This is a genomic window from Acidisarcina polymorpha (assembly GCF_003330725.1).
Classification (GTDB): Bacteria; Acidobacteriota; Terriglobia; order Terriglobales; family Acidobacteriaceae; genus Acidisarcina; species Acidisarcina polymorpha.
In genome coordinates, this window is the sequence record NZ_CP030840.1 from 295,448 (window position 1) to 319,097 (window position 23,650).

The following is a 23,650-nucleotide window of genomic DNA, read 5'->3' on the forward strand; positions in this document are numbered from 1 at the left end:
GCTTTGGAATTGCGCTGGTCACGATCATGAGCGACAGACGGGCTAGCTTTCATCAGTCGGTTGTCGTTGCAAACCAGACGGCATCGACGGTGCCCTTCCAAGCCTCGGTGAAGCAGATAGTTGCTTATCTCCAGATACACGGGCTCTCCCATGCGGACGCCATCCATGCCGCGACCGGTCGTATTTACGAACAGCTCCAAGTCCGGACCAGATTCCTGGCCTTCATGGATTGCTTTTACATTTTAGGTGTTGGAACGTTGATTGCTGCTCACAAAGGGATTTCAGATCGGCTCAAGAGCGCCTAGCGGAGACTAGAAGCGGTCTCATAAATGTCTGGTTAGCATATGCATACAAGCGACTTGGACGAATCCGAGGAAGTTCCGGTGTCCCACAAATCCAGGGCTCACGCAGCGCCAAGAGCCCCGGCGGCGGCGGACTACTTCTAACCCAATGCCAAGCCAGTTGACAGAGGTCTATGTTCTCTTGTGCTTCGGGCTTCAAAACACGTTTCGCCGTGAATGCGTGAATACCAACGGTGCCTGGATTTCACAGATGCTCAGCATTTCGGCAAGCTACGTTACACTAACATGAAATCGATTGCAAAGCTCGGGATGACCAACCGGCACGTCGACGGCCGATGTGTCCTCGGGCTTTAAGGGCTTTGAAGCGAAACAGTGACTCAGGTTGTGATCGAATTCTCAGTTGAGACCTCCTCACGCGCTTGTTACGCACCACATTCGACGTGGTTTTCGCCCTGAAGGGAACATCTATTGAGACCAGACCCACACTTCGTCGCGCCTGTGAGGAGAGCGGCGCGGATCTGGAGGCTGCTCGGAGCAGGTCAAGGTACTGCTTGGGTCCTTTCTTTGTCTCCCGCCGGAAGTATGCTCGACTCCTTAATCGCTGCCTGTGGTCCGGTAGTGGCATTGTTTATATTCTCTTGCGCCCTCTGCGCGGCGGAGCCATGCAAGCCGGATCATTATCCAGCTCCTACGCTCCAGGTTGCGCAGGCCGGTGTGAATGAGCAGACTATAAAGTTGCCGATTATTGAAGGGAGGGAAATTCGATTCTCCCGGCTATCCGCCGCCCAGGGCCTATCTCAAGTCAGAGTCTCGAATATCATCCAGGACGATAGAGGTTTCATGTGGTTTGGGACGCAGGACGGTCTAAATCGCTACGATGGTTACAAGTTTAAGGTCTTCAGGCACGATAACGCGCATCCGGACAGTTTGAGCGGGGTCTACATCTATTCCTTATTCAAGGACCGCTCTGGCACCATTTGGGTTGGATCGGATCAATATCTTGATCGATTCGACGCTCTCACCGAAACATTCACTCACTACCGAATTGACGCGCAAAATTCGAGCGGTTCAGCGACTGCCATCAATCAGATCAGCCAAGACGACTCCGGCATGCTTTGGTTATCTACAGGTAGCGGTCTGTACAAGTTAGATCCCACGAGCGGGCTGATTAGCCATTATCGCCACGTTCCGACTGACCCATCTAGCCTCGGTGACAACGATATAAAAACGACTGGCGAAGACCGGGCGGGCACCTTCTGGGTCGGGACTGGTAGAACTCTTGACGAATTCGATCGTATAAGCGGGAAGGTGAAAAGGCATATTCCTCTCGGCGATTCCGGGATGGGAACCTATTTCCACGAAGATAGATTCGGTGTGTTTTGGATCATCTACGGCGAAGATGGCGTTATAGCGACATTTGATCGGAAAACGAGCACGCTGACTCGGTATGAGCTGACACCGGAGAGCGGTGCGGGCAAAGTAAGAAACCCGGCCTATACGATGCTCGAGGATCACCAAGGAACAATGTGGTTTGGAACAGGTGCCACAGGCTTGCTGAGATTTGACCGCGAACGTAGGCAATTTATAAGCAACAATAATCGCCCAGGCGATAGCGAGAGCCTAGCAGATACGCGGGTAATAACTCTATTCGAGGATAGCGAAGAGAATATCTGGGCCGGCTTGCATCAGGCAGAACCCAATTTTTTCGAAAGCAAGTCGCCGCCGTTCGAAAGCTTCACGCATGGCACCGGAACTCACAATGGCTTGGGAGGAGCTTTGATTGGTGCTCTCTACGAGGATCGGCAGGGCGTTTTGTGGGTAGCTACAGAAAGTCTAGTGAAGCGCATCGTACGCAAGACCGGCCGCTCCTCTACCTTCAGGCAGCTCCGTAACTACGAAGTCCTCTCGATCATCGAGGAAGGATCGGACACTTTGTGGTTTGGAACTGGTGGTCAGGGGCTCATGCGTTACAACCGTAGGACTGGTCGGATACGCACCTACCGTCACGATCCAACTGATTCCACCTCATTGTGCAGCGATCTTATCGAGCGCCTACTTATCGATCATCGTGGCAATCTTTGGGCGGCAACCTGGGATGGTCTTTGCCGCTTCGATCCAACGAACCAGCACTTTATTACATACAAACCGGATCTAAACACGCGTGGCTTGAATTATTACGCTATCGCTGAAGCGGAAAATGGCAGCCTGTGGCTTGGCAGCAATCTGGGGTTGCTGAGTTTTGACCCAGGTAGTGGCCGTTTCAAGATTTATCACCATAATTTGGATGATCCCCAAAGTCTCAGTGACAACCGGGTCAACGCTGTATTCTTTGATCACCTAGGACAGATGTGGATTGGCACGCAAAATGGTTTAGATAAATTCAATCCAGAAATTCACACGTTTGCTGCCTATGGTGAACGGCAGGGGATGGCTGGAAATGTTGTGAGTTGTATCCTGGAAGACACGCGCGGTCGTCTTTGGGAAAGCACAAATAAAGGTGTGTCGAGCTTTGACCCACCCACAGAACAATTCAACAACTACACCACCGCTGACGGTCTTCCTGGCCCTGATCTCACTGGATGGGGTGCATGTTACAAGAGCGCGGCGGGAGAGATGTTTTTTGGAGGCTTCAGCGGTGCGGCTGCCTTTTACCCAAGCCGGGTCCGCGATACAGTTCAAGTCCCGAATATTGTTCTGACAGATTTTCGGCTAGCTGGCGCAGAAGTCCCAATAGGCAATAAGTCGCCGCTTAAAGAGTCAATCACGGATACGAATTACATAACCCTCACGAGCAGGCAGAACATCTTCTCATTCGAGTTTTCTGCTCTCAGCTACTTTAACTCAGAAACCACTCGTTATCGCTATAAGCTAGAAGGGCTTGATATTAAGTGGAATGAAGTCGATAGCACACAACGAATTGCGAGCTACACGACTTTGCCTAAGGGTGACTACACCTTGCGCGTACAGAGTGCGTCGAGCAGGGGGCCTTGGAATGAGCCCGGCGTTTCGCTCCACGTTCACATACTGCCGCCGTGGTGGGATACCTGGTGGTTCAGGACAACTTATGTGGCAAGCATCACGCTATGTTTATGGTTCGGATACCGCTTTCGATTGCAAGAAGTCACGCGGCAGCACAATCTCCGTCTTCAGGAGCGACTCAGGGAACGCAGTCGGATAGCGCGCGAACTGCACGATACTCTCTTGCAAGGGTTCCAAGGGCTAATGCTACAGTTCCAAAATGTGCTCAACACTCTGCAGCATGATGAGCCTATCTACAGAAGAATCGAACACGTTCTGGGGCGCGCCGATGACGTTTTGTTGGAAGGGCGCCAGAGCATTAGCGGTCTCCGCGATGAGGGCAGGAACGAGGGCGATCTTTCGGAACTTCTAATGCACTACGGCGAGCAACTTGCGGAGGATCATACCGTCCCTTTCAGCTTCTTCTTAATTGGCGAGGCGCGGCATATAGACCCGGCGATGTTAAGGGAAATTTATTGTATAGGGCGCGAAGCCATACGGAATGCGTTCCAACATTCGCGTGCGGCAAAGATAGAGGCAGAATTGTCATACGAACGGACTGTTGTGACACTAACTGTTCGTGACAATGGCATCGGTATCGAGCCTCAAGTGTTGGCTGCAGGACTTAATGGGCATTGGGGTGTTTCTGGTATGCGTGAGCGCGCTGAAGCTATAGGCGGACAATTGAGTGTATGGAGTGGCCTAGGTTCCGGTACGGAAATTACTCTGACGGCACCGCTAAGCGCGATTGATTCCCCTTTTAAATGGGAGTCACTGTGGCGTCGCATAGGCGTCTTGGGAAGAAAGGTCTGACCTGCCATTCACGGCCATTTCGAGGAACAAATGCGGAAGCGGATAAAGTGACTTCATGTCGTCCGAGCCAGTTCCGGATTGTAGGGCGAATCGGGTGAAGTAACGAGATTAGATAGTGGGTTCGCCGCATCGACTCGTGATATCTATCTCTAGTCAGGTCACCGCCCGTCTCTGGATCGGCGGGGTTGATCATAAAATATCCCGGCCTTTGTTCAAGAGATGTGCAGATTGCGATGATATGAATGGTGATGGTGCGTGTCCCAGGCTGTTCGAAGGCCCTGCGCCATCGACCGGGACTGATACCCATGAGTGTTAAGAAGGCTCGATTGAAGCAGGCTTGGTCCGCGAAGCCAGTACAACAGGCCACCTCGACGAGAGGCTCGTCTGAATTCACGAGCAGGTTTTTGCTTTTTCGACTCGCTGGGCCAGAATCTACCGATGAGCGGGCATTCCGAAAGGGGCCTTAAAGGACCGAGCGAAGTGGCTGACCGAGGGTCGACACTCTTTCGCCCAAGCTGTGAGACTTAGTGGCTCGTTGATATTGTTGCCGAGCAGTTCAACCGTCCGTCGCGTCTGCCAGGAGGATGACCCGCCGCGGCTTATCGTGCAGCTAGGACCGCATCCGTGAATAAGGACAAGCTGAGCGCAGAAGAGCTTCGCGAAGTGTTCCATGAAGAATGAAGTCACGAGTTCTGGAAAGATGAGCGAAGGCAAGATCAGCTGTGTGAGTCGAACAAAGACAGGGCACTGATAGGTCTTTGACTCCCCTTTCACGAGATCCGGTCATGCCCGCGTCTATCGTCGTATTCGTTGAGCGTATGGAGCGGAAGATGATAGTCAATGGCGGTGATAGGCTCCATCACATGGCTGGGCCTGAAGGATTCCCGAAGATGCCAGTCAGATCGTGACGTTCTTGATACTCAACACTGCCGCACGAACCCGCTTCCAATTGAACAATTATGCTCAACATCTCCTGTATGGCTCGGCCATCCACTGTGCGCGGATCAGTCGCATCCTCCAAGAGCACTACCGCTCTCGGCGTACTGGAGCGGTTTGTAGTCGAGAAGAGTGGCTCGGAGCTCATTGTCCAAGTTGCCAGTCGCATGATTGCACCTCTGAGCAGAGACTGCCGACGATTGCTCGCGGCTGTAGTCCTAAAGGTAGGAGTAAGCTTGTAGGAAATTTGGGGGCACCACTCTGGAGTCGCATCGACTACCAATTTCCCGAGCGAGCGGAGCCTGTTGACCTCAGACAAAGGTCGATACAGCTCTTCAGCAATTCCATCCCTAATTTCCTAATGATCATCGTGGAATGTGATTCGCCGTCTTCCAAAGAACCGGGCGTCGCATGAGTAGGCCCCCGGACCGATGATCGCCAGCGCAACAGAGCAGAGAAGGCAGGTTGTGAGGATGCTCGCTTCAACAAAGTGGAGACGACAGATGCTTAGACCTTGAACGGCAGTGGCGAGAGAAGCCATGTAGGGCGTCCAAACGCCTATGGACAAAGCGAGTGCGATCGCAGCAATTGCGAATGCTGACCAAGTCGGCAACGCTATCGAAGAGAGTGCAAATCTAAGCCAGATCAAGGATCCGGCCACAGAGACTCGGAGCAAAATCAGGGCGAATCCTGGGAGACCAGCGGGAAACATCGTGAACATTCGCTGCACGATATCGAGCTTACGCGCGTGGCGGAAGTGCGGCGACGCTGCCGGTCATGGCCTGGGATAGGAAATTTGGGGGGTCGCGCCACACAACACACGGTGTAACATTTTGAGATATGTCGGCTAGCGAATATGCGGGCCTCGATAGAAAACCTTCTTTTGGGGAGCCGCCCTACCTGTGCCCGCGACAGTCAAGCGTGATCTGCGCAATCCTCATCTTTGGGGAAGGGAACTTTTGGGCGCCAGGCCCTAACCAGGCCCTGATGCGGGTCTTAATCCACGTGGTGCATGAGATGGAATCGCTCGTCTATGACAAATTACAGACTAGCGAAGGGTACCTATGGCTTCCGACGGCTTATTGTCCTTCGGCGGGATTGGCATGACGCCCACTAGCAGCCGGATTCGCGTGCTGAGCGTCGACGATCACGCGATGATCCGGGAAGGTGTCGCTGGCGCAGTGAATGCTCAGCCCGACATGGAACTTGTTGGAGAGGCGAGGGACGGGCAAGAGGCTATCGAAGCCTATCGGCGTTACCATCCCGACATTACGCTCCTTGATCTTCGGATGCCAATCATGAACGGCGCTGAAGCATTGAAGGTGATTCGAGGGGAGTTTCCTGGTGCACGAATCATCGTCCTTACGACGTATGACGGGGACGTCCAAGCCGTGCGGGCACTGCGGGCGGGAGCGCAGGGATATCTGCTGAAGAGCATGCTTCGAAAGGATTTGCTTGACACGATCCGCCTGGTCCACGCCGGCCGAAGGTGCATACCACCCGAGATCGCAGAACGTATGGCAAAGTATTTCGACCAGAGTTCGCTTACAGATCGGGAGACCGACGTCCTAAGACTAGTTGCCAGCGGGCATTCAAATAAGATCACCGCACAACGGCTGTCGATCTCTGAAGATACTGTCAAGAACCATATGAGCAGCATCCTCTCTAAACTTGGGGCGAACGATCGCACTCACGCCGTGACCATCGCGCTCAAGCGAGGATTTCTTGAAGGCTAGCCGGCGGGGCTTTCCCTGCATCGCATCCATCATCCACCTCTTACCACTGGGGATGAAGCATATTGGAGGAGGATTGATCCTGTTCTCGTCATCGGGCACAGGAATACCTATTTCATCTCAACTCTTCGGGTTGACGAGCCTTGAGGCTGGCTAGTGAGAGTTATCTGAAGATCAACTACTGAAAGGTCTGCGGCGGTCGTGGGTACGGAAGCGCCTCAATTCTCTGGGCACGATCGCTTTTGCAGTTTCTCGTCGATTGTTCCGCATGCTTTCGACATCACGGAAGCCCCGGCCGCTAGGCGCTCGCCAAGGGCGTCAGCGAGCTGCTTGATGAAGGCCTCACCCTGGGACTCGATTGGGACGATTTCCTTATAGCCGTCGCGATAGAGCAGATCGACGCAATGCCGCTCGAACTTTGCGCCGTCCAACTCGTTATTAATCGTCCACCGAACTTTGCTCTGCATGGTTGGCTCGAACTCCTGTGTCCATCTGTCGGGGCAGAATGCCGCCGACGTCAAAATTCATTAGTACGCGCTCCTACGAATTCATCCGTCTGCTCTACCTTCGCAAACCGAGTGCTCTGAGCCATGCATCGACTTAGCCGATGTGTCTCGCTGCAACTGGTCGGCCGATCGATCGCGCATTCATCTGGATTCCTGACAAATGTTTTACGCAGTCGGGGCCGTGTGAGCCGTCTGATTGAAACTTCCGCTCTACGAAGCCATATCCCTTGGCGCCGCTCGGATGTTCAAGCAGTGGCCGACAAGCTAATGCCAGAGCGTCGATGCCGTCAGGGTAGCGCGGATGCAGTAGGAGATGTCGTATGCATCCTCTGCTTGTATAGCCCGTTTAGGGCGTAACCCCTTCATAGCGAGCAATGCAGGGATGGAACGAACGGCAATCTCCACCTCGTTCTTGCCTCCCTTGGGCAACCTGTGCGCCGGGCTGCGCCTTGGCGGTCACCTCGGCAATCATCTCGTCCTGCCGCTCTTTGGTGACGCCCTGAGCATCCCGGAGTTCCCGGAGCCTCTGCTTCGGGTGGTCAGGCGCTACGTCCACATGGTCGGGTTCTCCCTCTGGAAGCTGTGGAACGGATCGGAGAATCCTGCCAAAGAGTCTGTACTGCACATCCGGATGAACCGCATGGTTTCGTCCGTGAATTGACTCTGGCTTCTGAAGAACTGTGTGAGCTATCCCGCCACGACCCAGCCCACGGACCTGAAAAGTTCGTGTCAAAGTTTGTGTCAAAGATCGCCAGAAGGCCGGTTTTGCCGGTTTAGCCGGTTGATAACCGGCTTACCGTCAACAACTTAGCTTTAAGGCGCCTCCATGGCATGAAAGAGTCAAACCCAAAGGCAAGACATTGGAGCGGCGAATAAGCGGTCCCCGAAAGGGACTACCTTCGTTCCGTCATACATCACGATTCCAAGTTTCAGATCATCACCACAAGTGTCCAACAGCTTCCTCATCCCTTTGAAGTCGTTCGCGTGGACGGTTGCGCTTGCTTTGACCTCAATACCGACCAGTGCGCCGTGTTCATCCTCTACGACGATGTCAACCTCATCCTGATCCTTATCCCGATAGTGATGGAGCGTATAGCCTTCGTCGGACCATGTGGTCTGCTTCATGACTTCGCGCGTTGGCTTTGTAGTCGGCAACCCAATGGGTAGGACTATCCCTGGTGATTTGGATTCCCATCCACACTCGCTGCGACCGTCTGAGAGACTCGACGGCATCTTGGTGTGTTGTCTCCCAGAATCGGCAGCGGCAATAGAGAGCCAGCCAGCTTCAGTGCGTGCGACACCACGCCCATTGCGACGCGGTGAAATGTTCGAATGCCTGGAATGTTGCGGGGAGAAAAGGAAGGCATGACATACTTCCACCATGTGCCTTGTGAACGCGTATTACATTGCTGGTGTGGTTTCTGCCCTTGCGGCGGTCGTCGGTCTGTATGGGCTTTGGTATTACGCGAATGAAACGCACAAAGACAAAAGAGGGCTAGCGAGCTTTTGGCGTTCGTCCGCCCCCGGATGCAAGTCCCAAATACGAACTAATCAAAATAAACCGGCACTTTTCCGTTAATTCCTAAGTCGGCTAGGTCATACTCCTACTAGCCCCCAAAACACAGTAATTGCGAGACACGAAATGAAATATACGGTGCCGCAAACTGCGAGAGTCCTTGGCGTGAGTGACAAAAAATCTGGGCCGATGTAGGCCGAGACAAATCATCGTCTATCGGATAGTAAATGCGTGCGGATTGGTGAAAACGACATTTAGCGGATCGACAATGCTCGGCGCTGACGGGAGGATTTATGGCGAAACGCGGTGTCCTGGAGCACGAAAAAACTTTTCGTTTGGCGGACGCTCTCGATATTCCTGAACTTTATGCACTTGGTGTCCTCGAGGGATTCTTTCATTGGGTCGCTCGGTATCGGCAAACGGGCGACCTTACAGGCATCAGCCCGAAGATGTTGGCCCGAGCAATTCGATATCCGGGCGACGGGAATGTCTTGGTGGCCGCTCTGATTGATTCCAGGTGGATAGATCAGGTGGGCGAGTGCATGATCGTTCACGACTGGAGCGAGCACGCGGATAACGCTGTCCACAAAGCACTCAAGGACAAAGGGCTTCCCTTTGCCGATGGCAATAAACCGTTCAGCCGAAATAAGACGCGCGCGACATCGAGTCACGACGAAGTCATGACAACTCACGAAAATCCCAAAACGAAACCGATTCGAATGATGCCACCGTCGTCCCAGCCAGAGCCAGAGCCACAGCCAGAGCCAGAGCCACAGCCAGAGCCAGTGCCCGAGGAAAAGACGGATGCACCGAGCGCTGACGCACTCGCTGCCGTCGTCCTCCTCCCGCTCAACAACAAAACCTTTTTCCCGGTGACGGACATGCAGATCGCCGAGTGGAAAGTGCTTTACCCGGGCGTCGACGTGCTGCAGCAGTGCCGGTCAATGCGAGGTTGGTGCGAGGGAAATCCCCAATACCTGAAAACCAAGAGCGGGATTTTGAAATTTATTCATCAATGGCTCAACACGGAGCAAAACCGGAGTGGGCAGAAAGGCGACAACCGTGGAGAAATTAAGCGATCAAGCGCTGCGGAGCGGGTGGGCGCTAATAAAGCCGCCCTCGCGCGAGCATTTGCCGCACGAGCAGGCCGAATTGCTGGCGGTTCTGTTGAACCAGACGGCGGCCCGATACCCGAACCAGGACGTGTCCGGGGCAATGGCCGGTTACCTGATGGACTTCGAGGCCTTGGCAGTCCGGTACAGCCTGGATCACGTGCAGTGGGGGCTGCTCGAGCTCCGGATCCGCCCGGAGCAGAAATTCTTCTTCCAGCCAAACGAAGTTGCTGAAGTGATCGAGGATTTTATGGCAAATCGAAAAGCCGAATTACAAGTAATAAACGCGTTCGCGCCGTGCTCGAGAACCGACCGTATCGACACGTTTGTCACCATAACCACGCCCGAGGGTGTTCGCGAGGCGTCGCCAAGCACGGCGTTGCGAGTGCGGAAGATCGTGTGAGTCTTCGGCAAAAGCAGTTGATAGGAACGCAAACAATCGGAGATGACAGCCGAGAATGGACTGGGCTACAGCGGCTTCGCATAAATCAAGGATTCACATCGCTGAGCTGACCATGTGTGAAGAATAAAGTCGCACCCTAAAAGGGGAACAAGGAGCCATTTGAGCAGACCATTCAAGATTGTGGATCCCGCACAGGTTCGCATCCTAGCGTCAATTGGATGTCCCGTCGCCGACATCGGCAAGGTCTTAGGCTGCGGCTCGAAGACTCTCGAACGGCGCTTCATGCGAGAGATGGAGATTGGGCGCGCCGAGCGAAACACCTCCCTGCGACGTAGGCAAGTCGAGTTAGCGTTAGCCGGTAACGTGACGATGTTGATCTGGCTCGGAAAGCAGTATCTCGGGCAGAAGGACAAGCAGGAGGTGATGACGGGGGAGGACGGCAATAACGAAGGTCCTATTCGAATCGCCTCTCGGCTGGACTTATCTAGAGTCGGCGACGCAGACCTCGAGACTTTGGAGAGAATACTAGCGGACGCACACCGTAGCTCCGATGATCTGGTCCGCCTCTAGGTGCGGACGTTGTGAAAAAAAGAAACACCCATCCCGTATAGAGCGGCCACGCCATTTCCACCGAAGTCCGACCTAGCGCCGCCTGCAGCGCCACTCGTGTTTGCGGTCAATACGACCGACATACTTCGCGTCGAATGGAGCCTGAATGGACGCAGGCAGGGCGTCAGCAGCAGGCGAGCGCGCCGGTCCAGGACCAATTTCTAGGCCCTTCTTGTCCGAGTAGTAAGCCACCGTTTGCGTGGCGGCAGTGACGATCTCGGCAATGTGGTCGTACGCGGTTACTTTTCGGAAGCGGTCATGAGGTGAGTGTACGCTGTGAACCACTTAGGTTGGGTCAGCATACCCGCCGTTGACCGGAGCGGCGGGTCTATTTCTTAGCAGCACGAGCGAAAGTGTTTGAGCGACTAACGGTTTCTTCTCATTCTTGTCGTCTTTTGGTGCAGCAGCAGTGCTTTTGCGTTCTGGACGTGCTGTGCCAGCAAGGTCCCATTCCCTTAACTCAAACGTTGCCAAAATACCGGCAAGGTCATGGTGCTGCTTGTCCTTGCTGTCAATGAAGTACTTGAAAATGCTCATGATGGAGTGGATGATTTTCGCTAGGTCGCCCAAGCTGGGAATGGTTCCAGCTAAGGAGTGAGGCACTCGAAAAGCCTGTGGTATTCGGTCTCAAACTTATTGAGATCATCCGCAGCGTGCTTAGTGTCGATGGGCTCTTTCGGTTTTACGGCCCCAACCAACAGACCTTGAACTTGATCTGAAATCCCATTGAATTCAGACATTGCGTCCGCCTATGCGGTGGGTGCTGGTTGTATGGCAGGCGCCGCTGCGCGTCGGATTTGACAGTCGCTCCGCAGTGAGGCAACGACCTCCATGCCAGTTATGGCGTAACCCGCCATGACTGGCGTCTTTCAAATGAAGTGCCGAAAGTGAACAGCAGGTACGCAGAGATCATTTTCAAGAAGCGCATCCGCTCCTCGGCCTCACGTTCGTTTGCCTTGCGCATTTCGCCCTTGCAGACACTATAAGGCAAAAATAGAGGCGAACGTATCCACAGACTAGCCGCCCGAATTTACCCTCTGATCTATGACCATCCCCAAACAGCCAGAACCGCCGCCGCGCTGCTCCTTTTGCGGCATGGACAGGCATTCCGTCCGCATGCTGATTAGCGGGATAGACGCGTACATCTGCGATGAGTGCGTAAAACTGTGCGTCGAGATCGCGGAGAATGAGAGCCGTGCTTAAGTTCGTCGACCAGCAGTGGCAGAGCAGCGCGCTAATATTCACAGAACATGTTCCCTGGATTCAGCGGGCTGCTGTTCATCGTGGTCATAATGGCGACGACATGCGCTGGGGGCTTGTCCCCTTCTTCACCAAGCAACTGTCCGACGTGAAAGGGATATCGACCATCAACGCAAAGGCGGAGAATGTAGAAAACAGCCCGACCTGGCGGACGCAGTTTTCCGGGGCGGGTCAAAAACCGAGAATCTCCAGCTACCACTGGTAGAGTTTCTCGGGGGCAGGTCATGCCAAGCTTCCGGCAGATTCCCCCTCCAGAAAGTCTCTTGATGCCAGCTACTGATGACCACTCAGGTCATTAAGGTACCGGACTCAAATTGTAGAATAACTCTCTTATTAGGAACACTTGCATTTCCATCAGATGTGTCTAAAGTGAGAACGTCAGCGGGGCGCATGTATTCGTTACCAGGTAGCCTGGAGATGCCTGGAGATGAGTTACGGCTTGAACCTACTGGTGAGTGCAGCGCTCAAAACTGCAGCATAAAACCAGCCAAGCAAGATAACCAGCCATCTGCTGGCGGTCAGGAAGCTATAGCTGTTGAACCACCCTAGCCAGTTCAGCCACGTATACTTTGGGAACCAGGACTTCCCGACGTGCGACGGATCGGGGGTCCATTTGTCATCGATTCCCAGCTTCACTAGTGGAACGGCATTCTCAAGCGTGTAGATAAGAGGCTGGAAACGGGGATAACGAGCGAGCGCGGTGCCAGCAAGAGGCTGTCCGTCCTTGTCTCGCGCTGTCGTGATCATGGCTCCGCTGAGATCGGGGCTCGCCCCAGTAAAGATCAGCCAACCAATGAGTAGAGTCGGAATGATAAAACGTACGATGCGGGTCGGGGCCTCTTCCAGCCACGCGAAAGCGGTCATTGCGCGGCGCTTTAGCCACCATTTCTCAGACGCTTGTAGGGAGCGGAACTCGTATAGAGCGTGCTTGGCGGCGGTTTTGTTGTTGGTCGATTCAAAAAATTTGCTCAGTTGTACCCACGGCTGCGGACTTAGTCGGTTTTTGACAGACTGCAATTTGAGCCATGCGATGCGCCTGTCTGCGTCAAGAGGTAAGGATTGGCTGACTCTGCCCACATCCACGTCCTCCTGAGTTGGATTGTTATGCAAAATAAGATCGTCGTAGACAAAGTTGTCGAGGTGCATTTCGCCGTCTGCGGGCCAGCTTCCCTCGTCGTCGCGGAGAGTCTTGACCCGCGCCCTACGCAGGTCGAGGTTTGTCTCCGGCTTCTTCTGGATACCGAGCCACATCAAGTCCCCGGAGAGATCCATGTTGTAGCAGAGCACAGCGCGAACATCCGCGCCTATGAAATTCAGATCGCCTTCAATATGACAGTTGGGCATGCGGATTCTGCCGGCGCATTTCAGCTTTCCGTTAAGAAGAAGATTCCCTCCGATTGTCGCTTTGTCCAGAGTCAGGGCATCCTCGTTGCCCATGAGCTTTGCACCAGAGAATTCTGCAGATCCTTCAATGTGCGCTCGGATCAGGGTGATTTCTCCTAGACACACAAAGTCCTTGTCGCACGAGAGATCACCCTTGATCATTGCACCGTCAAGTGAGAGGGCGACGCCTTCGGCAGCTAGCTTTGCCCCCTGTAACTCGAGGTTGTTTTCGATCGTGGCGTTGCTAAGGTCAATCTCGCCTTCACAATTTGTACGTTTTAAAAATAACGGGACCATGCACCACGAGTCCGTTCGCCTTCATGCCTTTGGACATGGAACAGTCCGTAATGTTGATACCTCGGATCTCGGAACCCTCTAGTAATATCCGACCTGTCACCGTGCAGCGGCGAAAGTCAAAGCTAGGAATCTGGACTTGCTTGCCAAGGTCAAGGTCACCGGTAATAGTAGAAGAATAGATACGAAGCCCCTTTGCATGAACGAGGGGACGAGCTTCCAAATCTGTCGCCAGCCAGCAAAGGAAGGCGGCGCGCACTTCAGGGCGCGGAGTGCTTTCGTCGTAATGGCCTTCCGGACATGGCGCGGTTGGCTCGGGAGACGGTAGTTCGAGCGAGCGGGCCGTGTCACTAAGCACCCGGAGCTCTGCGGGCTTAAGCATCCCATCGAAACGTCTGCGGCCGAGCTGAACCAGCATCTCGCTCACGGGCCAAACTTGCTCGCTGCGCCGGATTAAAAACCGGTCAAACCAAGTCATTCATAGTTCCTGTGCAATGAACTCAAGCCCCATTAGTGATAGATGTTGGCAAGAGCCATTTTGCCTGAACTAAAAGCTGAATGGAAGGAGAAACAGGCATGTGGTATCCGAGGTCAGCTGTGACGAGTCACGGTACTTCCTGCCCACGGTTTATTTGCCTGCCCTTGACGTCGCACGCATATTCGCAGGCGGCGTTGGCTTGATCGTGCCACTAGTATTGCCTCTGAACCGAATCTGAAGGATCGAATCGAGGACTTGTTTTCCAGACTTCCCTGGAGCATCGAATTAAGCAGCCTTGCCAATTCGCCGACGAATGCGCACATCGGCGAAACGACCTCTCTCACCATGGTGGCCCACGGAACCGTGGGGAGCACGCCACGAAACGTTCATACTGCAGCTGATGAAGCTGACCGGCGCTCTGGCCATTCTCTATCATGCGGCGCTACTGCAAAAGATTGGCGTTGATGACCACACTTTACAGTTGCCAATGGAGAGCAACCCAGTTTGTCTTAGACTTCGCCTAGGCGGAGCTAAGTCTCCCTCCGCTCGACGAGCCTGCGAAGCAAGTGTCGCCGTCCGCTCTGCCGACGGAGAACTGATTGTTGGGCTAAACCCAACAACGCTGTAACCACGGGCAATTGTGAGGCGTTTTTCGGGGTCGCTACACCAAACGTCAAAAATCGTACGTTAGTGCGCCGGGAGACCGGAAAGGAGTATCGGGTGAGAGTCCCGCGCAGTGAAGGAATAGCAAACCACACTGGCCCCGAGTCATGCGTACTGCATCGCGAGGTGCAGGATGAAGCGTTGACAGGGGAGTCTGTAGGCCAGCCATTGAGCCGCGAAAGCGATAAATCAGTTCAGGGAGCCGACGCCGTTAGCGTGGTGGAAGGCAACATCGACGGGCGCGATAGTGCGAGTGCCTGCTCGGCCCTGCGTGGTCTTAGAACCTGGCATGCAGAGACGCTCTTTATCCGGGAACCGGGAGATCTCCGGCCTGATCGCTCTGGATGTGCCGGAGCGGTCCGCATCGGGAAGACGAGGAGGCGAAGCCGATGACGCACGGGCCGGAGAAGTCAGACCTTTCCATAGTAGCGATGAAGCTGGCGAACAAATCCGGGCAACCGGGGGCGGAGACAGTGGAGCGAAGGGAAAGGGCCGAGGGAAACACGGGAGAGCCGCACATGCGCCGGACACAGAGCCGGGAGAGCGTGTCCCAGGGGCTTGATCGTGTACGAGAAGCAGCGCAGCAAAGAAAGAAGGAACGGTTCACCGCTTTGCTCCACTATGTGACGGTTGATCGACTGAAGGACGCCTATTCCAGCCTCAAGCGGGAAGCGGCTCCGGGAGTGGATGGCGCCACATGGCAGAGCTACAAGCATGACCTTGAAGTCAATCTTGCGAGATTGCACGACCAAGTGCATCGAGGCACGTACCGGGCGCTCCCTTCGCGGCGGCGATATATTCCGAAACTCGATGGCCGGCAGCGTCCATTGGGCATCGCCGCTCTGGAAGACAAGATCGTTCAACGTGCGGTGGTGCAGGTGCTCAACGCAATCTACGAAGAGGACTTCGTGGGCTTTTCGTATGGGTTCCGACCGGGACGCAGACAGCACGATGCGCTGGACGCGTTGGCAGTCGGTATCACCATGACGAAGGTGAACTGGATTGTGGACGCCGATATAGCCGGGTTCTTCGACGCGGTCAGCCATGAGTGGCTGATCCGCTTCGTCGAGCATCGTGTCGGCGACAGTCGCATCCTCCGTTTGATTCGCAAGTGGTTGAAGGCTGGTGTCATGGAAGATGGAAATCTCGTGCCGACCGAGGCGGGCACTCCGCAGGGAACTGTTATCTCGCCGCTGCTGGCCAATATCTATCTTCATTATGCATTCGACTTGTGGGCCGACCAGTGGCGCAAGAAACATGCCAAGGGCCAGGTCATCGTGGTGCGGTACGCTGACGACATCGTCATCGGCTTCCAGCACGAACGAGAAGCGAAGCGGTTCATGGCGGACATGCGACAGCGGCTGGGGAAGTTCGCGTTATCGCTGCATCCGGAGAAGACCAGATTGATCGAGTTCGGTCGCTTTGCGGCTAAAGATCGAGAAAGCCGCGGTCTAAGCAAGCCGGAAACGTTCAACTTTCTTGGGTTCACTCACATCTGCGGCCAGTCCCGTCGGGGCGCCTTCCAGCTCAAACGGCAGACGCGCCGCGATAGGATGCGGGCAAGGTTGCGAGCGATCAAAGAAGAGTTGCGGCGGCGCATGCACGAACCAATCCCGCTTCAGGGCAAGTGGCTGCGGCAGGTCGTTCGCGGATACTTCGCGTATCACGCGGTGCCGACCAACAGCAGGTGCCTCGGTGCCTTCCGGCACTATGTAGTCGATCTCTGGAGGCGTTCGCTTGTGCAGCGCAGCCAACGCGATCACACTACCTGGAACCGGATGGCGAAACTCGCGGCAGAGTTCTTGCCACCGTCTCACATACTTCATCCTTGGCCCAGCGTGCGCTTCGCCGTCAAATACCCAAGGTGGGAGCCCGGTGCGTGAATCACGCCCGCCGGGATCTGTGCGGGGGGTGCGCAGCAATGAGCATCCCTACCGCGATACGGGCCTGTTGCGCAAACCTGTCGCCAATGGAGCAGCAATCGCAACAGCTTTTTGCAACTCAAATTGCTCGCGATTGAGTCTTCCCTGAGATCGTTGCGCAAACGTTCGTTTGTGCAACACAGCCTGAGTAAGACACATTGCCGGCGAGAAGCAGAATCATCGGAAATCCCCGAGGCGGGGCTTTTGATTGAACCGGCACCCACGCAGGTATAGCATTAAACCAGCGTGAAGGACGCATCCGGTTCGCGGACAGGGTAGAAGCCCACCTTTGCTTGACCAACCTAGCGCAACTTCTTTCAGCCCGCTAAAGCGAACATCGGGCATTTGAAAGGAGTTCGCATGTCAGATTCCCGTTCCCCCGCGCTCACACTTCCTGCAAACCCCAACCTCCGTCACCTGAGAGATCAAGCCAAGGATCTGCTCAGAAGCGGCTCCGCGCCTTCGCTCGCATCGGCTCTATTTCAAACGGCACGCCTGTACGGCTTTCAGAGTTGGCCAAAGCTGAAGGCCCACGTTCTCTCGCTAACACTGGCGGGCGCACTGAAGGGAGCAATTGATAGCGACGATCTGCCCGACGTTCGTAAGTTGCTGTCAAAGCACCCGGAACTGAAAATCGCGCCAATCGGCTACGGAGGCGATGGGCCGTTGAGTTGGGCTGCCGAATGCCGCGGATATGGAGAACCGACGAAGGAACGGCTGGAACTCGTGGAGTGGCTGATCAGCAGTGGATGCGACGTTCATGAGGGAGGAGACGGGCCACTGATGAGGGCGAGCCTGAGTGGTTCGCGAACACCCATGATGGCGCTTCTCGTGAGCCACGGGGCGGATGTGAATGCAGCCTGGCACGATTTCTTCCCCATCCTGTACGCTCCATGCGAGGTCATCGATCCGACATCTCTGAGCTGGCTTCTACAGCATGGCGCAGACCCCGATTGCGGCACAGCATCACGATGGCAGCGTATGGGCAAGGCACATCCGGGAACTGCCCTGGACAGCCTCCTGGGGACCTATGTCCGAAGCTCGGATGCTCTGAACGAATCGATCAAACTTTTGCAAGATGCCGGAGGCACCTCCAGGTACGACGAGCCGGGTGTCCTCGCCGCCATTCGTGGTGATGTCCAGATGGTGAGCGATCTGATTCACGAGGATCGGTCAATCCTGCAGAAGAGGTATCCGTCCCTTGATATCGGGACTACCGGCGAAAGAATGCTGACCTTGAAAGGCGCCACGTTGCTACACGTCGCAGCGGAATTCGGGCACGCTGATGTCGCCCGGTTACTGATGGATTCTGGTGCCGGCGTCAATGAAACTGCTCTGATAGACGCGGACGGGATCGGAGGACAAACACCGATATTCCACGCTGCTACGCAGGGTGGCGACCGCGGTCTTGCAGTCGTGCGGCTGCTGTTAGAAAGAGGAGCGGACCTTAGCGTGCGCTGCCGCATACCCGGTCACTACGAACGCCTTGACGAAGTGTTTGAGGGGAGTGCGCTCGAATATGCCGAGCGCTTCCCGGAATCAGGCAACCAAGCTGTCGCGCTGTTGAGAAATCATCCCAACTCGAAAGATTCCGACTGACGAACGCCCTTCTAAGCCACCAAGAAGTCTCGGTGGGTGTCGAGTTGGGTTGTGTATACCGTTTGGCGCTCAAGTGGTGACTTCAATCCAAGTCACTCATCGAACCTCGCCTAGGTCTTCGGGGAACAATTGTGGACTGTCTGAGACCTGAAACTTCCCGTTAGCGTACGTTTTTTGACGTTTGGTGTAGTGCCCCCTCACCTGGCTCTACGGGCGGCGGCTGCGGTAGGCCCAAACGTTGTAGCCATTCATAGAAGCCGTCGACCGGGACCAAGCACCGCGTATGCTGAAACGGTCCTCGCCAAATGGGCTTGTCGAGGATAGATTCGGCCCGCGCGTTCGTGGTCGTGTAGACCTTGAACGCATCTGGGTCGGCCAACTTCGCCGGAACCAGACCCCAGCGCATCAGGCTCAGGCAGCGCTCTCCAGTCTCCGGATCAGTCCGAATGACCGGTTGATTGGTGCTTGGAGCAATGTTGTAGTCGGCAGGCAGCTGGAAATCTGATGGGAGTTTCCCAAGGCGAAAGGCCTCAGCGATGCGCTGCTTGTCTGATCTTCGATAGTACCGACCGCACATGATCCCGGGCGCTCCTCAGATCACTATGGTACAGTAGATGTATCTAGCACATTCTAAACGGCTTACGTCCGATAAGAAGGATTACGTAAAGTAGAATTGTAGCCGCAAGTTTAAGATTCCATAAGTGGGCTTCGAGGTGCGTCCTGATCGAAAAACTGATTGGGACCGGTAAGGTGAAATTGAGATAGCCCCGGCTAAAGGGAGTGATTTCAACCATCGGTTGATCCCTTTGTATGGCGGACAAAGTCTGGCAGAAGGATACGCCCGGAAGTACGAGGATAGATGGCGCGGAGGCAGTAACAAGCGTCGGCAACCGTTTCGGCAACGTCGCAGGAACCTCGCCAATGGCCACCTCTAGCTATGATCTCTGCTAATGAACGCGCTCTCAATGGGGCAGGCTGTATGTGCCATCACATTGCGTGAATTCACACCTTAATACCCCTTATCGCACGGCGAAGGCTCTCAGGAACGGCTGAGAGCCTTTGCTGTCTCGGTACGAGCCAGAGCCTCACAACGGCGATTTCACACATTACCACCGCCCATCGAAGCCGTCGCGCTCGATGAAGTCGAGCGGATCGCCTTCTAAAACGCACTTCACCGCAAGGTACGACTTCAAGTCACTTGCAGTGGTATAGCCCTTTAGTCTTTGCCATCCGGCGATCGGGGCAGAGATATCGCTTAAAGGCGGACGACAAATGGCTACTGATCTGTACGCAGCAATCGAGCAGTCTTTCATTGATAAGGTCATCCAAGACGCTAGTTACCCTCTAACGATAATCAACACCTGGCAAGACTTTCCGAGAAACTTCACGGACGCGGCCCACCCGCGTATCTCCGAGGAAGAAGTCGGAAAAATATTGCGAGCGAATATCGATTGCTCCGACGACAGCAATGAAATTGGCTGCCGTGTTATGCAGGCGAATATTGTTAGGGTGAAAGAGATCAACAAGGTTCGTGAACACAAATCCCATGCGAAAAACAGCTGGAAAGGTCCATCGGACGAAGAGCTGAATGAAATGGAAGCCAAGACTCGCGGCTTTGAGCTTGCATTTTTCCTTCAGCACCTTCGAATTGATGTACGAAATGCTCCGTTAATCAAACTCTCCGGCATCTCCACAGCCGTCAAGAATGTATCGCTGTCGGTTGATGCAGCTGCTCAAGTGTGGATCAAATACCCTCACTGGGTGTGCACGAGAGATTGTAACTTTGGCGGATTAGGCTTCTGCTGTGAAGGCCATTTTGAAGACCGGTGGGATCTCTTACAACAAACCACTATAGGTGACTTCTACATGGGCGCGGATGGCCACGTGAACCTGGAAGTCCGCGGGCAGGTCGTCTATGGATTAGCCAGCTTCGACAAGTTGTTTATCGATTACCCCATACTGAGAGAGATCAACCTTGCAGCCTATGTAATCCAGTTTTTTAAGATCGATCCATTTCAAATTGTTGATGCTCGATCTCTCGTAGCGGTGATCCCGTACGCAAATACGCGATATCAAATATCCAGCATAGCGTTGAAGGGAAAGGGCGAAATAAGAGCCGAGCTAACGCTTGCAAAACTGTGAGCTTTTACTTTTGCTCGCGTCTCGGCTATCGTCGGCATGGACGCCGGCGATTATTACAGGCAAGGCTAGCGATGCTCGCTGCGGCTGCATGAAAAGGGCGGAAAGGAACATGGCCTGCCTGTCCTCCCATCGTTCATCCTTCCACATTTCTTCGTCTTTCACCTGTCCCATGTGCTTCCCTCTTGCGCTTTTGACTTTATTTCAAAATGGTTCCGCTTCCCCGGGCATGGGGCTTCCCATCGCTAGAGCTGTTGGCCGACTATAGCACCCACCACGGATGAGCGCCCAAAGATGCGGGTATGTCTTTGAGTCTGTCGATTTCGAGATTTAGGGAAAACGGGGTAACGAGGGATGCGAGCACGACGGTACCGACGAGAAACATCAGCACTCGCTTCCACACGACCCCGCCATAGGAACTTTTGTCCGACACTGCCTTCAGAGACATTTGAACGCCAAAGAGGAGTGCCACGGTACCAATAGTTCCGAAGAAAAGCCCGGAACCCGAACTGAACCAAAGGGAAGGATGAATGATTGCGTAGAGGGCAGTCGCAACTTGCAGCCAACAATAATAGGCCACATGCGGCAACTCGCATACCCATACAAATCCTGCGATCCAGAGCCACAACCAATGGCGAGAGGGGATCAGTAAGAGTTGGTCCGTCAGTTCTTCGTCATTGCGTGATGTAGCGCCCAGAAAAGAACTCGCCAACCCGACGACCAACGTCAGCGATGAAAGAAATATGATCGCTTGCCTCGCAGAGAGTGGATGTCCAAACACGCTTTCGCCTATTGGTTTGTCGAAATCAGCACGCATGAAGAACAGCAACGCTATCCAAACTGACACCGGTACGAATGTCGAGCAGATTCCGACCGCCACTCTATGTGTCTTGGACAGGCGGCTGGCCAAAGCTATTCCAATTCCCGATCCTAGCGCCCAAGCAACTGACGCCAGCAGCCCATGCGCATCAGGTGTCTCTCGATAGAGGTATTTCACACCGGTAGTCGTAGCAGAAGCGAAAATTGTCGAGTACCACGCACCAAAAAGAAAGGCGGCTGCGAAGTGCATGTGCGCCGTCGGAAGAGGGGTAACGACGTACTCGCCCGCGTCCGCTTCATCGTATGTGGATTCGTACTCTTCAGATGGTTCATTTTCCATCGCGTCTTCTCACCCAAGTCCTTTCCTGTCTCGCATAATGGAAGCGATCACCCACAAGATAAAGATGGCTGCAACAATCATGTCTAACGTGCTCCAGTCCGAACGGTGCATCCGCATCGAAAGGATTGGATTGAACACGACGGCGACGACGCCGAATATCCAAACCCACACCGTTCTTCCAGCAAGGAACGAGGTCCGAGCTAGGTACAGCCCTATAGCGCAAACCGTCAACCGCAAGAGAACGTAAAAAACGTACGGCCAATGGGAGGGGATCGCAAGGAGCAGAAAGCCCGCAACCACTAGAGCGGGAACGAAGTCCGTTCTTCTTAGCGCCTTATAGCCGAGCAATTTGCGCCCACACTATCATTGAAGGCTACCAGGCACGTCGAAAATTATCGCCTCTGTCATAAATCATGGTTTGTTCGTGCAAACTCCACTCCATAGCTGCTCACCGAGCGTGTCTGGAGCCACGACGCTCCACTTTCCCCCTGAGCCGGAATCACTTTTGGGGTTGTTGTGAGAATCGTAAACGATACTCGACGCCCCTCGCAGTTTGTGCGCTACACAGTCTATGTCAAATGCCATGACCTCGGATTCTTTAGCACCCACTCGTTTTACCCATAATTGCGGCAACCGACCAGGCGTCACCTCGGAACTTTTTACATCGAGATAGTAGCTGTCTCCGTGCCCGAAGGTTCCAAGCGAGCGCCATCTCTCCGTGGAATCGACGTGCCCGGGAATACCGCCGAAGATACGTTGAAAATCGAGAATTCCCCGTCTGTAATCTCCACTTTTTAGATAAGCATCGCCACGCGACTCATACAATTCGCTGAGAATGAAGGTGATGGCCATTTTGCCGTTATCTTGGGTTAAAAGCTTATTGAAAGGCGCCGGTTCATAGTTGGGCGCAAACAGCCGGTTAAGTTTCTGAAGCAGAACAGCATCTGACATCGAGGCGTACTCGGGATATATACCCCGGAACTGGGAGAGGCTCAGAACCATTACTTGAATCGCCAATCGTTATCTCAGCGCAGTGCTGTAATCATCGATGGCGCGCTGATAGTCTCGCACCTTGACATAGGTATCGCCGCGGTTTGCATAGAGCGTGGAGATGTACGAATCCCCTTCATCTTTTGCTCGAATTGCATCACCAAAATCAGAAATCGCCGGATAGTATTGGCCTAGCTCCAGGTGGGCAATCCCGCGATCTGAGAGCGCTGTAGAAATGTCGGGCTTCAACGATAGAGCTTTGTCGAAATCTTTGATTGCCAGGGCGTCTTGTTTCAAGTTCAGGTAGACTTCGGCCCTAGCGGCGTAAGCCTTCGCAAATCCAGGGTCTAGCTGGATGGCTCTGGTAAATGACGGTATCGCAGCTCTGTAAAAAGCATCGCGTGCTGCATCGGAGGCCCATGCTTTCTTCGTCCAAAACGCAGTGGCCATGTGTAGCTCTCCCTGTAGATAAGGCACAACTGCCGTCCTGGGATTGAGGATAGATGCTTTCTGGAATGCCGCGGTCGCTTGTGGGAAAGTGCTTTCACCGAATGTAGTGAAAAACTGATAGTAAAGGCCCACTAATGCGAATGATCGCCAGTCCTTCGGAGCATTGGCAGAAAGCAGACTGAGGTCCGTCAAGTTCCAAGTACAGAAGTCCGATGTTTTCGAGGGCTCTGTGCCTTGGATATTGAAAATATTGTCCGCGGTATCGAGGTCTTCTTCCATCGCGCTATCGAGAAGATCCAAAGCAGTTCTATATTCGCCACTTGAACTCGCAATCTTAGCGAGGAGGGAGAGTGCCTGCTTCTTGT

Annotated in this window: 23 protein-coding genes; 12 read left to right on the forward strand and 11 right to left on the reverse strand. The window is 54.2% G+C overall.

Annotated elements, in window-relative coordinates; genetic code table 11:
- Positions 1–26: 26 nt before the first annotated feature.
- Positions 27–305, forward strand: a complete 279-nt coding sequence (locus ACPOL_RS34440; protein ID WP_236657158.1) for a hypothetical protein — start codon at positions 27–29, stop codon at positions 303–305.
- 711 nt (positions 306–1,016) lie between these two features.
- On the forward strand, positions 1,017–4,133 hold the full coding sequence (locus ACPOL_RS01375; RefSeq protein WP_236657159.1) for a ligand-binding sensor domain-containing protein: 3,117 nt from the start codon (positions 1,017–1,019) through the stop codon (positions 4,131–4,133).
- Here the strand turns inward: ACPOL_RS01375 and ACPOL_RS35935 are convergent.
- Complete coding sequence (locus ACPOL_RS35935; RefSeq protein WP_414633406.1) at positions 4,081–4,533, reverse strand: helix-turn-helix domain-containing protein; 453 nt, start codon at positions 4,531–4,533, stop codon at positions 4,081–4,083. The two genes, ACPOL_RS01375 and ACPOL_RS35935, sit on opposite strands and share 53 nt — an antisense overlap.
- Before the next feature lie 1,600 nt (positions 4,534–6,133).
- Here ACPOL_RS35935 and ACPOL_RS01385 point away from each other — a divergent pair.
- Positions 6,134–6,805: a response regulator gene (locus tag ACPOL_RS01385; protein ID WP_236657160.1), complete on the forward strand. Its 672-nt coding sequence runs from the start codon at positions 6,134–6,136 to the stop codon at positions 6,803–6,805.
- A 215-nt stretch (positions 6,806–7,020) separates the two neighbouring features.
- Here the strand turns inward: ACPOL_RS01385 and ACPOL_RS01390 are convergent, their stop codons facing one another.
- Positions 7,021–7,269, reverse strand: a complete 249-nt coding sequence (locus ACPOL_RS01390) for a hypothetical protein (protein WP_114205470.1) — start codon at positions 7,267–7,269, stop codon at positions 7,021–7,023.
- A gap of 421 nt (positions 7,270–7,690) precedes the next feature.
- On the opposite strand from ACPOL_RS01390, the gene ACPOL_RS01395 reads away from it, so the two are divergent.
- Positions 7,691–7,969, forward strand: coding sequence for a hypothetical protein (locus ACPOL_RS01395; protein WP_114205471.1), 279 nt, complete (start codon positions 7,691–7,693; stop codon positions 7,967–7,969).
- Between the two features lie 179 nt (positions 7,970–8,148).
- Here ACPOL_RS01395 and ACPOL_RS33905 read toward each other — a convergent pair whose 3' ends face one another.
- Positions 8,149–8,433, reverse strand: a complete 285-nt coding sequence (locus tag ACPOL_RS33905) for a DUF4143 domain-containing protein (RefSeq protein WP_201759049.1) — start codon at positions 8,431–8,433, stop codon at positions 8,149–8,151.
- 684 nt (positions 8,434–9,117) lie between these two features.
- On the opposite strand from ACPOL_RS33905, the gene ACPOL_RS34445 reads away from it, so the two are divergent.
- The 3 genes from ACPOL_RS34445 to ACPOL_RS01410 all read left to right on the forward strand — a co-directional run bounded on the left by ACPOL_RS34445 (position 9,118) and on the right by ACPOL_RS01410 (position 10,909).
- Positions 9,118–10,170: a hypothetical protein gene (locus ACPOL_RS34445; protein WP_114205473.1), complete on the forward strand. Its 1,053-nt coding sequence runs from the start codon at positions 9,118–9,120 to the stop codon at positions 10,168–10,170.
- 16 nt (positions 10,171–10,186) lie between these two features.
- A complete protein-coding gene (locus ACPOL_RS34450) occupies positions 10,187–10,339 on the forward strand; it encodes a hypothetical protein (RefSeq protein WP_236657161.1) in 153 nt (50 codons plus the stop codon).
- A gap of 159 nt (positions 10,340–10,498) precedes the next feature.
- The gene (locus ACPOL_RS01410) at positions 10,499–10,909 is read left to right on the forward strand and encodes a hypothetical protein (RefSeq protein WP_114205474.1); all 411 of its coding nucleotides are present in this window, start codon (positions 10,499–10,501) and stop codon (positions 10,907–10,909) included.
- Between the two features lie 324 nt (positions 10,910–11,233).
- Here ACPOL_RS01410 and ACPOL_RS01415 read toward each other — a convergent pair whose 3' ends face one another.
- Complete coding sequence (locus tag ACPOL_RS01415) at positions 11,234–11,485, reverse strand: hypothetical protein (RefSeq protein ID WP_236657162.1); 252 nt, start codon at positions 11,483–11,485, stop codon at positions 11,234–11,236.
- A 507-nt stretch (positions 11,486–11,992) separates the two neighbouring features.
- Here ACPOL_RS01415 and ACPOL_RS35940 point away from each other — a divergent pair.
- On the forward strand, positions 11,993–12,151 hold the full coding sequence (locus ACPOL_RS35940; RefSeq protein WP_114205476.1) for a ClpX C4-type zinc finger protein: 159 nt from the start codon (positions 11,993–11,995) through the stop codon (positions 12,149–12,151).
- Positions 12,144–12,413, forward strand: a complete 270-nt coding sequence (locus tag ACPOL_RS01425) for an SOS response-associated peptidase family protein (RefSeq protein WP_161557131.1) — start codon at positions 12,144–12,146, stop codon at positions 12,411–12,413. Before ACPOL_RS35940 ends, ACPOL_RS01425 begins: the two co-directional genes overlap by 8 nt.
- A gap of 227 nt (positions 12,414–12,640) precedes the next feature.
- Here the strand turns inward: ACPOL_RS01425 and ACPOL_RS01430 are convergent, their stop codons facing one another.
- Together ACPOL_RS01430 and ACPOL_RS01435 are read right to left on the reverse strand one after the other, a co-directional pair.
- The gene (locus tag ACPOL_RS01430) at positions 12,641–13,888 is read right to left on the reverse strand and encodes a hypothetical protein (RefSeq protein ID WP_114205478.1); all 1,248 of its coding nucleotides are present in this window, start codon (positions 13,886–13,888) and stop codon (positions 12,641–12,643) included.
- Positions 13,854–14,363, reverse strand: coding sequence for a hypothetical protein (locus ACPOL_RS01435; RefSeq protein WP_114205479.1), 510 nt, complete (start codon positions 14,361–14,363; stop codon positions 13,854–13,856). The genes ACPOL_RS01430 and ACPOL_RS01435 overlap by 35 nt, the downstream gene beginning before the upstream one ends.
- Before the next feature lie 1,052 nt (positions 14,364–15,415).
- Here ACPOL_RS01435 and ltrA point away from each other — a divergent pair.
- Positions 15,416–16,909 carry a group II intron reverse transcriptase/maturase gene (ltrA, locus tag ACPOL_RS01450; RefSeq protein WP_114205481.1) on the forward strand — a complete coding sequence of 498 codons (1,494 nt, stop codon included), beginning with the start codon at positions 15,416–15,418 and terminating at the stop codon, positions 16,907–16,909.
- A gap of 399 nt (positions 16,910–17,308) precedes the next feature.
- Positions 17,309–18,547 (forward strand): ankyrin repeat domain-containing protein, encoded by a 1,239-nt coding sequence (locus tag ACPOL_RS01455; protein ID WP_114205482.1) that lies wholly within the window; start codon positions 17,309–17,311, stop codon positions 18,545–18,547.
- A 160-nt stretch (positions 18,548–18,707) separates the two neighbouring features.
- Here the strand turns inward: ACPOL_RS01455 and ACPOL_RS01460 are convergent, their stop codons facing one another.
- A complete protein-coding gene (locus ACPOL_RS01460) occupies positions 18,708–19,124 on the reverse strand; it encodes an SOS response-associated peptidase family protein (RefSeq protein WP_114205483.1) in 417 nt (138 codons plus the stop codon).
- 695 nt (positions 19,125–19,819) lie between these two features.
- Between ACPOL_RS01460 and ACPOL_RS01465 the strand changes: the two genes are divergently transcribed.
- The gene (locus tag ACPOL_RS01465; protein ID WP_114205484.1) at positions 19,820–20,689 is read left to right on the forward strand and encodes a hypothetical protein; all 870 of its coding nucleotides are present in this window, start codon (positions 19,820–19,822) and stop codon (positions 20,687–20,689) included.
- Positions 20,690–20,948: 259 nt separating this feature from the next.
- Here ACPOL_RS01465 and ACPOL_RS01475 read toward each other — a convergent pair whose 3' ends face one another.
- From ACPOL_RS01475 to ACPOL_RS01490, 4 genes are all read right to left on the reverse strand, one after another.
- Complete coding sequence (locus ACPOL_RS01475) at positions 20,949–21,845, reverse strand: hypothetical protein (RefSeq protein ID WP_114205486.1); 897 nt, start codon at positions 21,843–21,845, stop codon at positions 20,949–20,951.
- 9 nt (positions 21,846–21,854) lie between these two features.
- The gene (locus ACPOL_RS35945) at positions 21,855–22,193 is read right to left on the reverse strand and encodes a DUF6804 family protein (protein ID WP_414633329.1); all 339 of its coding nucleotides are present in this window, start codon (positions 22,191–22,193) and stop codon (positions 21,855–21,857) included.
- Between the two features lie 63 nt (positions 22,194–22,256).
- A complete protein-coding gene (locus ACPOL_RS01485) occupies positions 22,257–22,862 on the reverse strand; it encodes a hypothetical protein (protein WP_114205488.1) in 606 nt (201 codons plus the stop codon).
- Between the two features lie 3 nt (positions 22,863–22,865).
- Entirely contained in the window at positions 22,866–23,564 is a 699-nt protein-coding gene (locus tag ACPOL_RS01490; protein ID WP_236657163.1) for a tetratricopeptide repeat protein, read from the reverse strand.
- Between the last annotated feature and the right edge of the window lie 86 nt (positions 23,565–23,650).

Coding starts and splice junctions, on each gene's coding strand:
- ACPOL_RS01415 (WP_236657162.1), bottom strand. CDS start 11,485: ATGAGCATTTTCAAGTACTTCATTGACAGCAAGGACAAGCAGCACCAT.
- ACPOL_RS01395 (WP_114205471.1), top strand. CDS start 7,691: ATGGAACGAACGGCAATCTCCACCTCGTTCTTGCCTCCCTTGGGCAAC.
- ACPOL_RS01475 (WP_114205486.1), bottom strand. CDS start 21,845: ATGGAAAATGAACCATCTGAAGAGTACGAATCCACATACGATGAAGCG.
- ACPOL_RS34445 (WP_114205473.1), top strand. CDS start 9,118: ATGGCGAAACGCGGTGTCCTGGAGCACGAAAAAACTTTTCGTTTGGCG.
- ACPOL_RS01455 (WP_114205482.1), top strand. CDS start 17,309: ATGTCAGATTCCCGTTCCCCCGCGCTCACACTTCCTGCAAACCCCAAC.
- ACPOL_RS01460 (WP_114205483.1), bottom strand. CDS start 19,124: ATGTGCGGTCGGTACTATCGAAGATCAGACAAGCAGCGCATCGCTGAG.
- ACPOL_RS01490 (WP_236657163.1), bottom strand. CDS start 23,564: ATGGAAGAAGACCTCGATACCGCGGACAATATTTTCAATATCCAAGGC.
- ACPOL_RS35940 (WP_114205476.1), top strand. CDS start 11,993: ATGACCATCCCCAAACAGCCAGAACCGCCGCCGCGCTGCTCCTTTTGC.
- ACPOL_RS01465 (WP_114205484.1), top strand. CDS start 19,820: ATGGCTACTGATCTGTACGCAGCAATCGAGCAGTCTTTCATTGATAAG.
- ACPOL_RS01385 (WP_236657160.1), top strand. CDS start 6,134: ATGGCTTCCGACGGCTTATTGTCCTTCGGCGGGATTGGCATGACGCCC.
- ACPOL_RS34440 (WP_236657158.1), top strand. CDS start 27: ATGAGCGACAGACGGGCTAGCTTTCATCAGTCGGTTGTCGTTGCAAAC.
- ltrA (WP_114205481.1), top strand. CDS start 15,416: ATGACGCACGGGCCGGAGAAGTCAGACCTTTCCATAGTAGCGATGAAG.
- ACPOL_RS01430 (WP_114205478.1), bottom strand. CDS start 13,888: ATGGTCCCGTTATTTTTAAAACGTACAAATTGTGAAGGCGAGATTGAC.
- ACPOL_RS01435 (WP_114205479.1), bottom strand. CDS start 14,363: ATGACTTGGTTTGACCGGTTTTTAATCCGGCGCAGCGAGCAAGTTTGG.
- ACPOL_RS34450 (WP_236657161.1), top strand. CDS start 10,187: ATGGCAAATCGAAAAGCCGAATTACAAGTAATAAACGCGTTCGCGCCG.
- ACPOL_RS33905 (WP_201759049.1), bottom strand. CDS start 8,433: ATGAAGCAGACCACATGGTCCGACGAAGGCTATACGCTCCATCACTAT.
- ACPOL_RS01390 (WP_114205470.1), bottom strand. CDS start 7,269: ATGCAGAGCAAAGTTCGGTGGACGATTAATAACGAGTTGGACGGCGCA.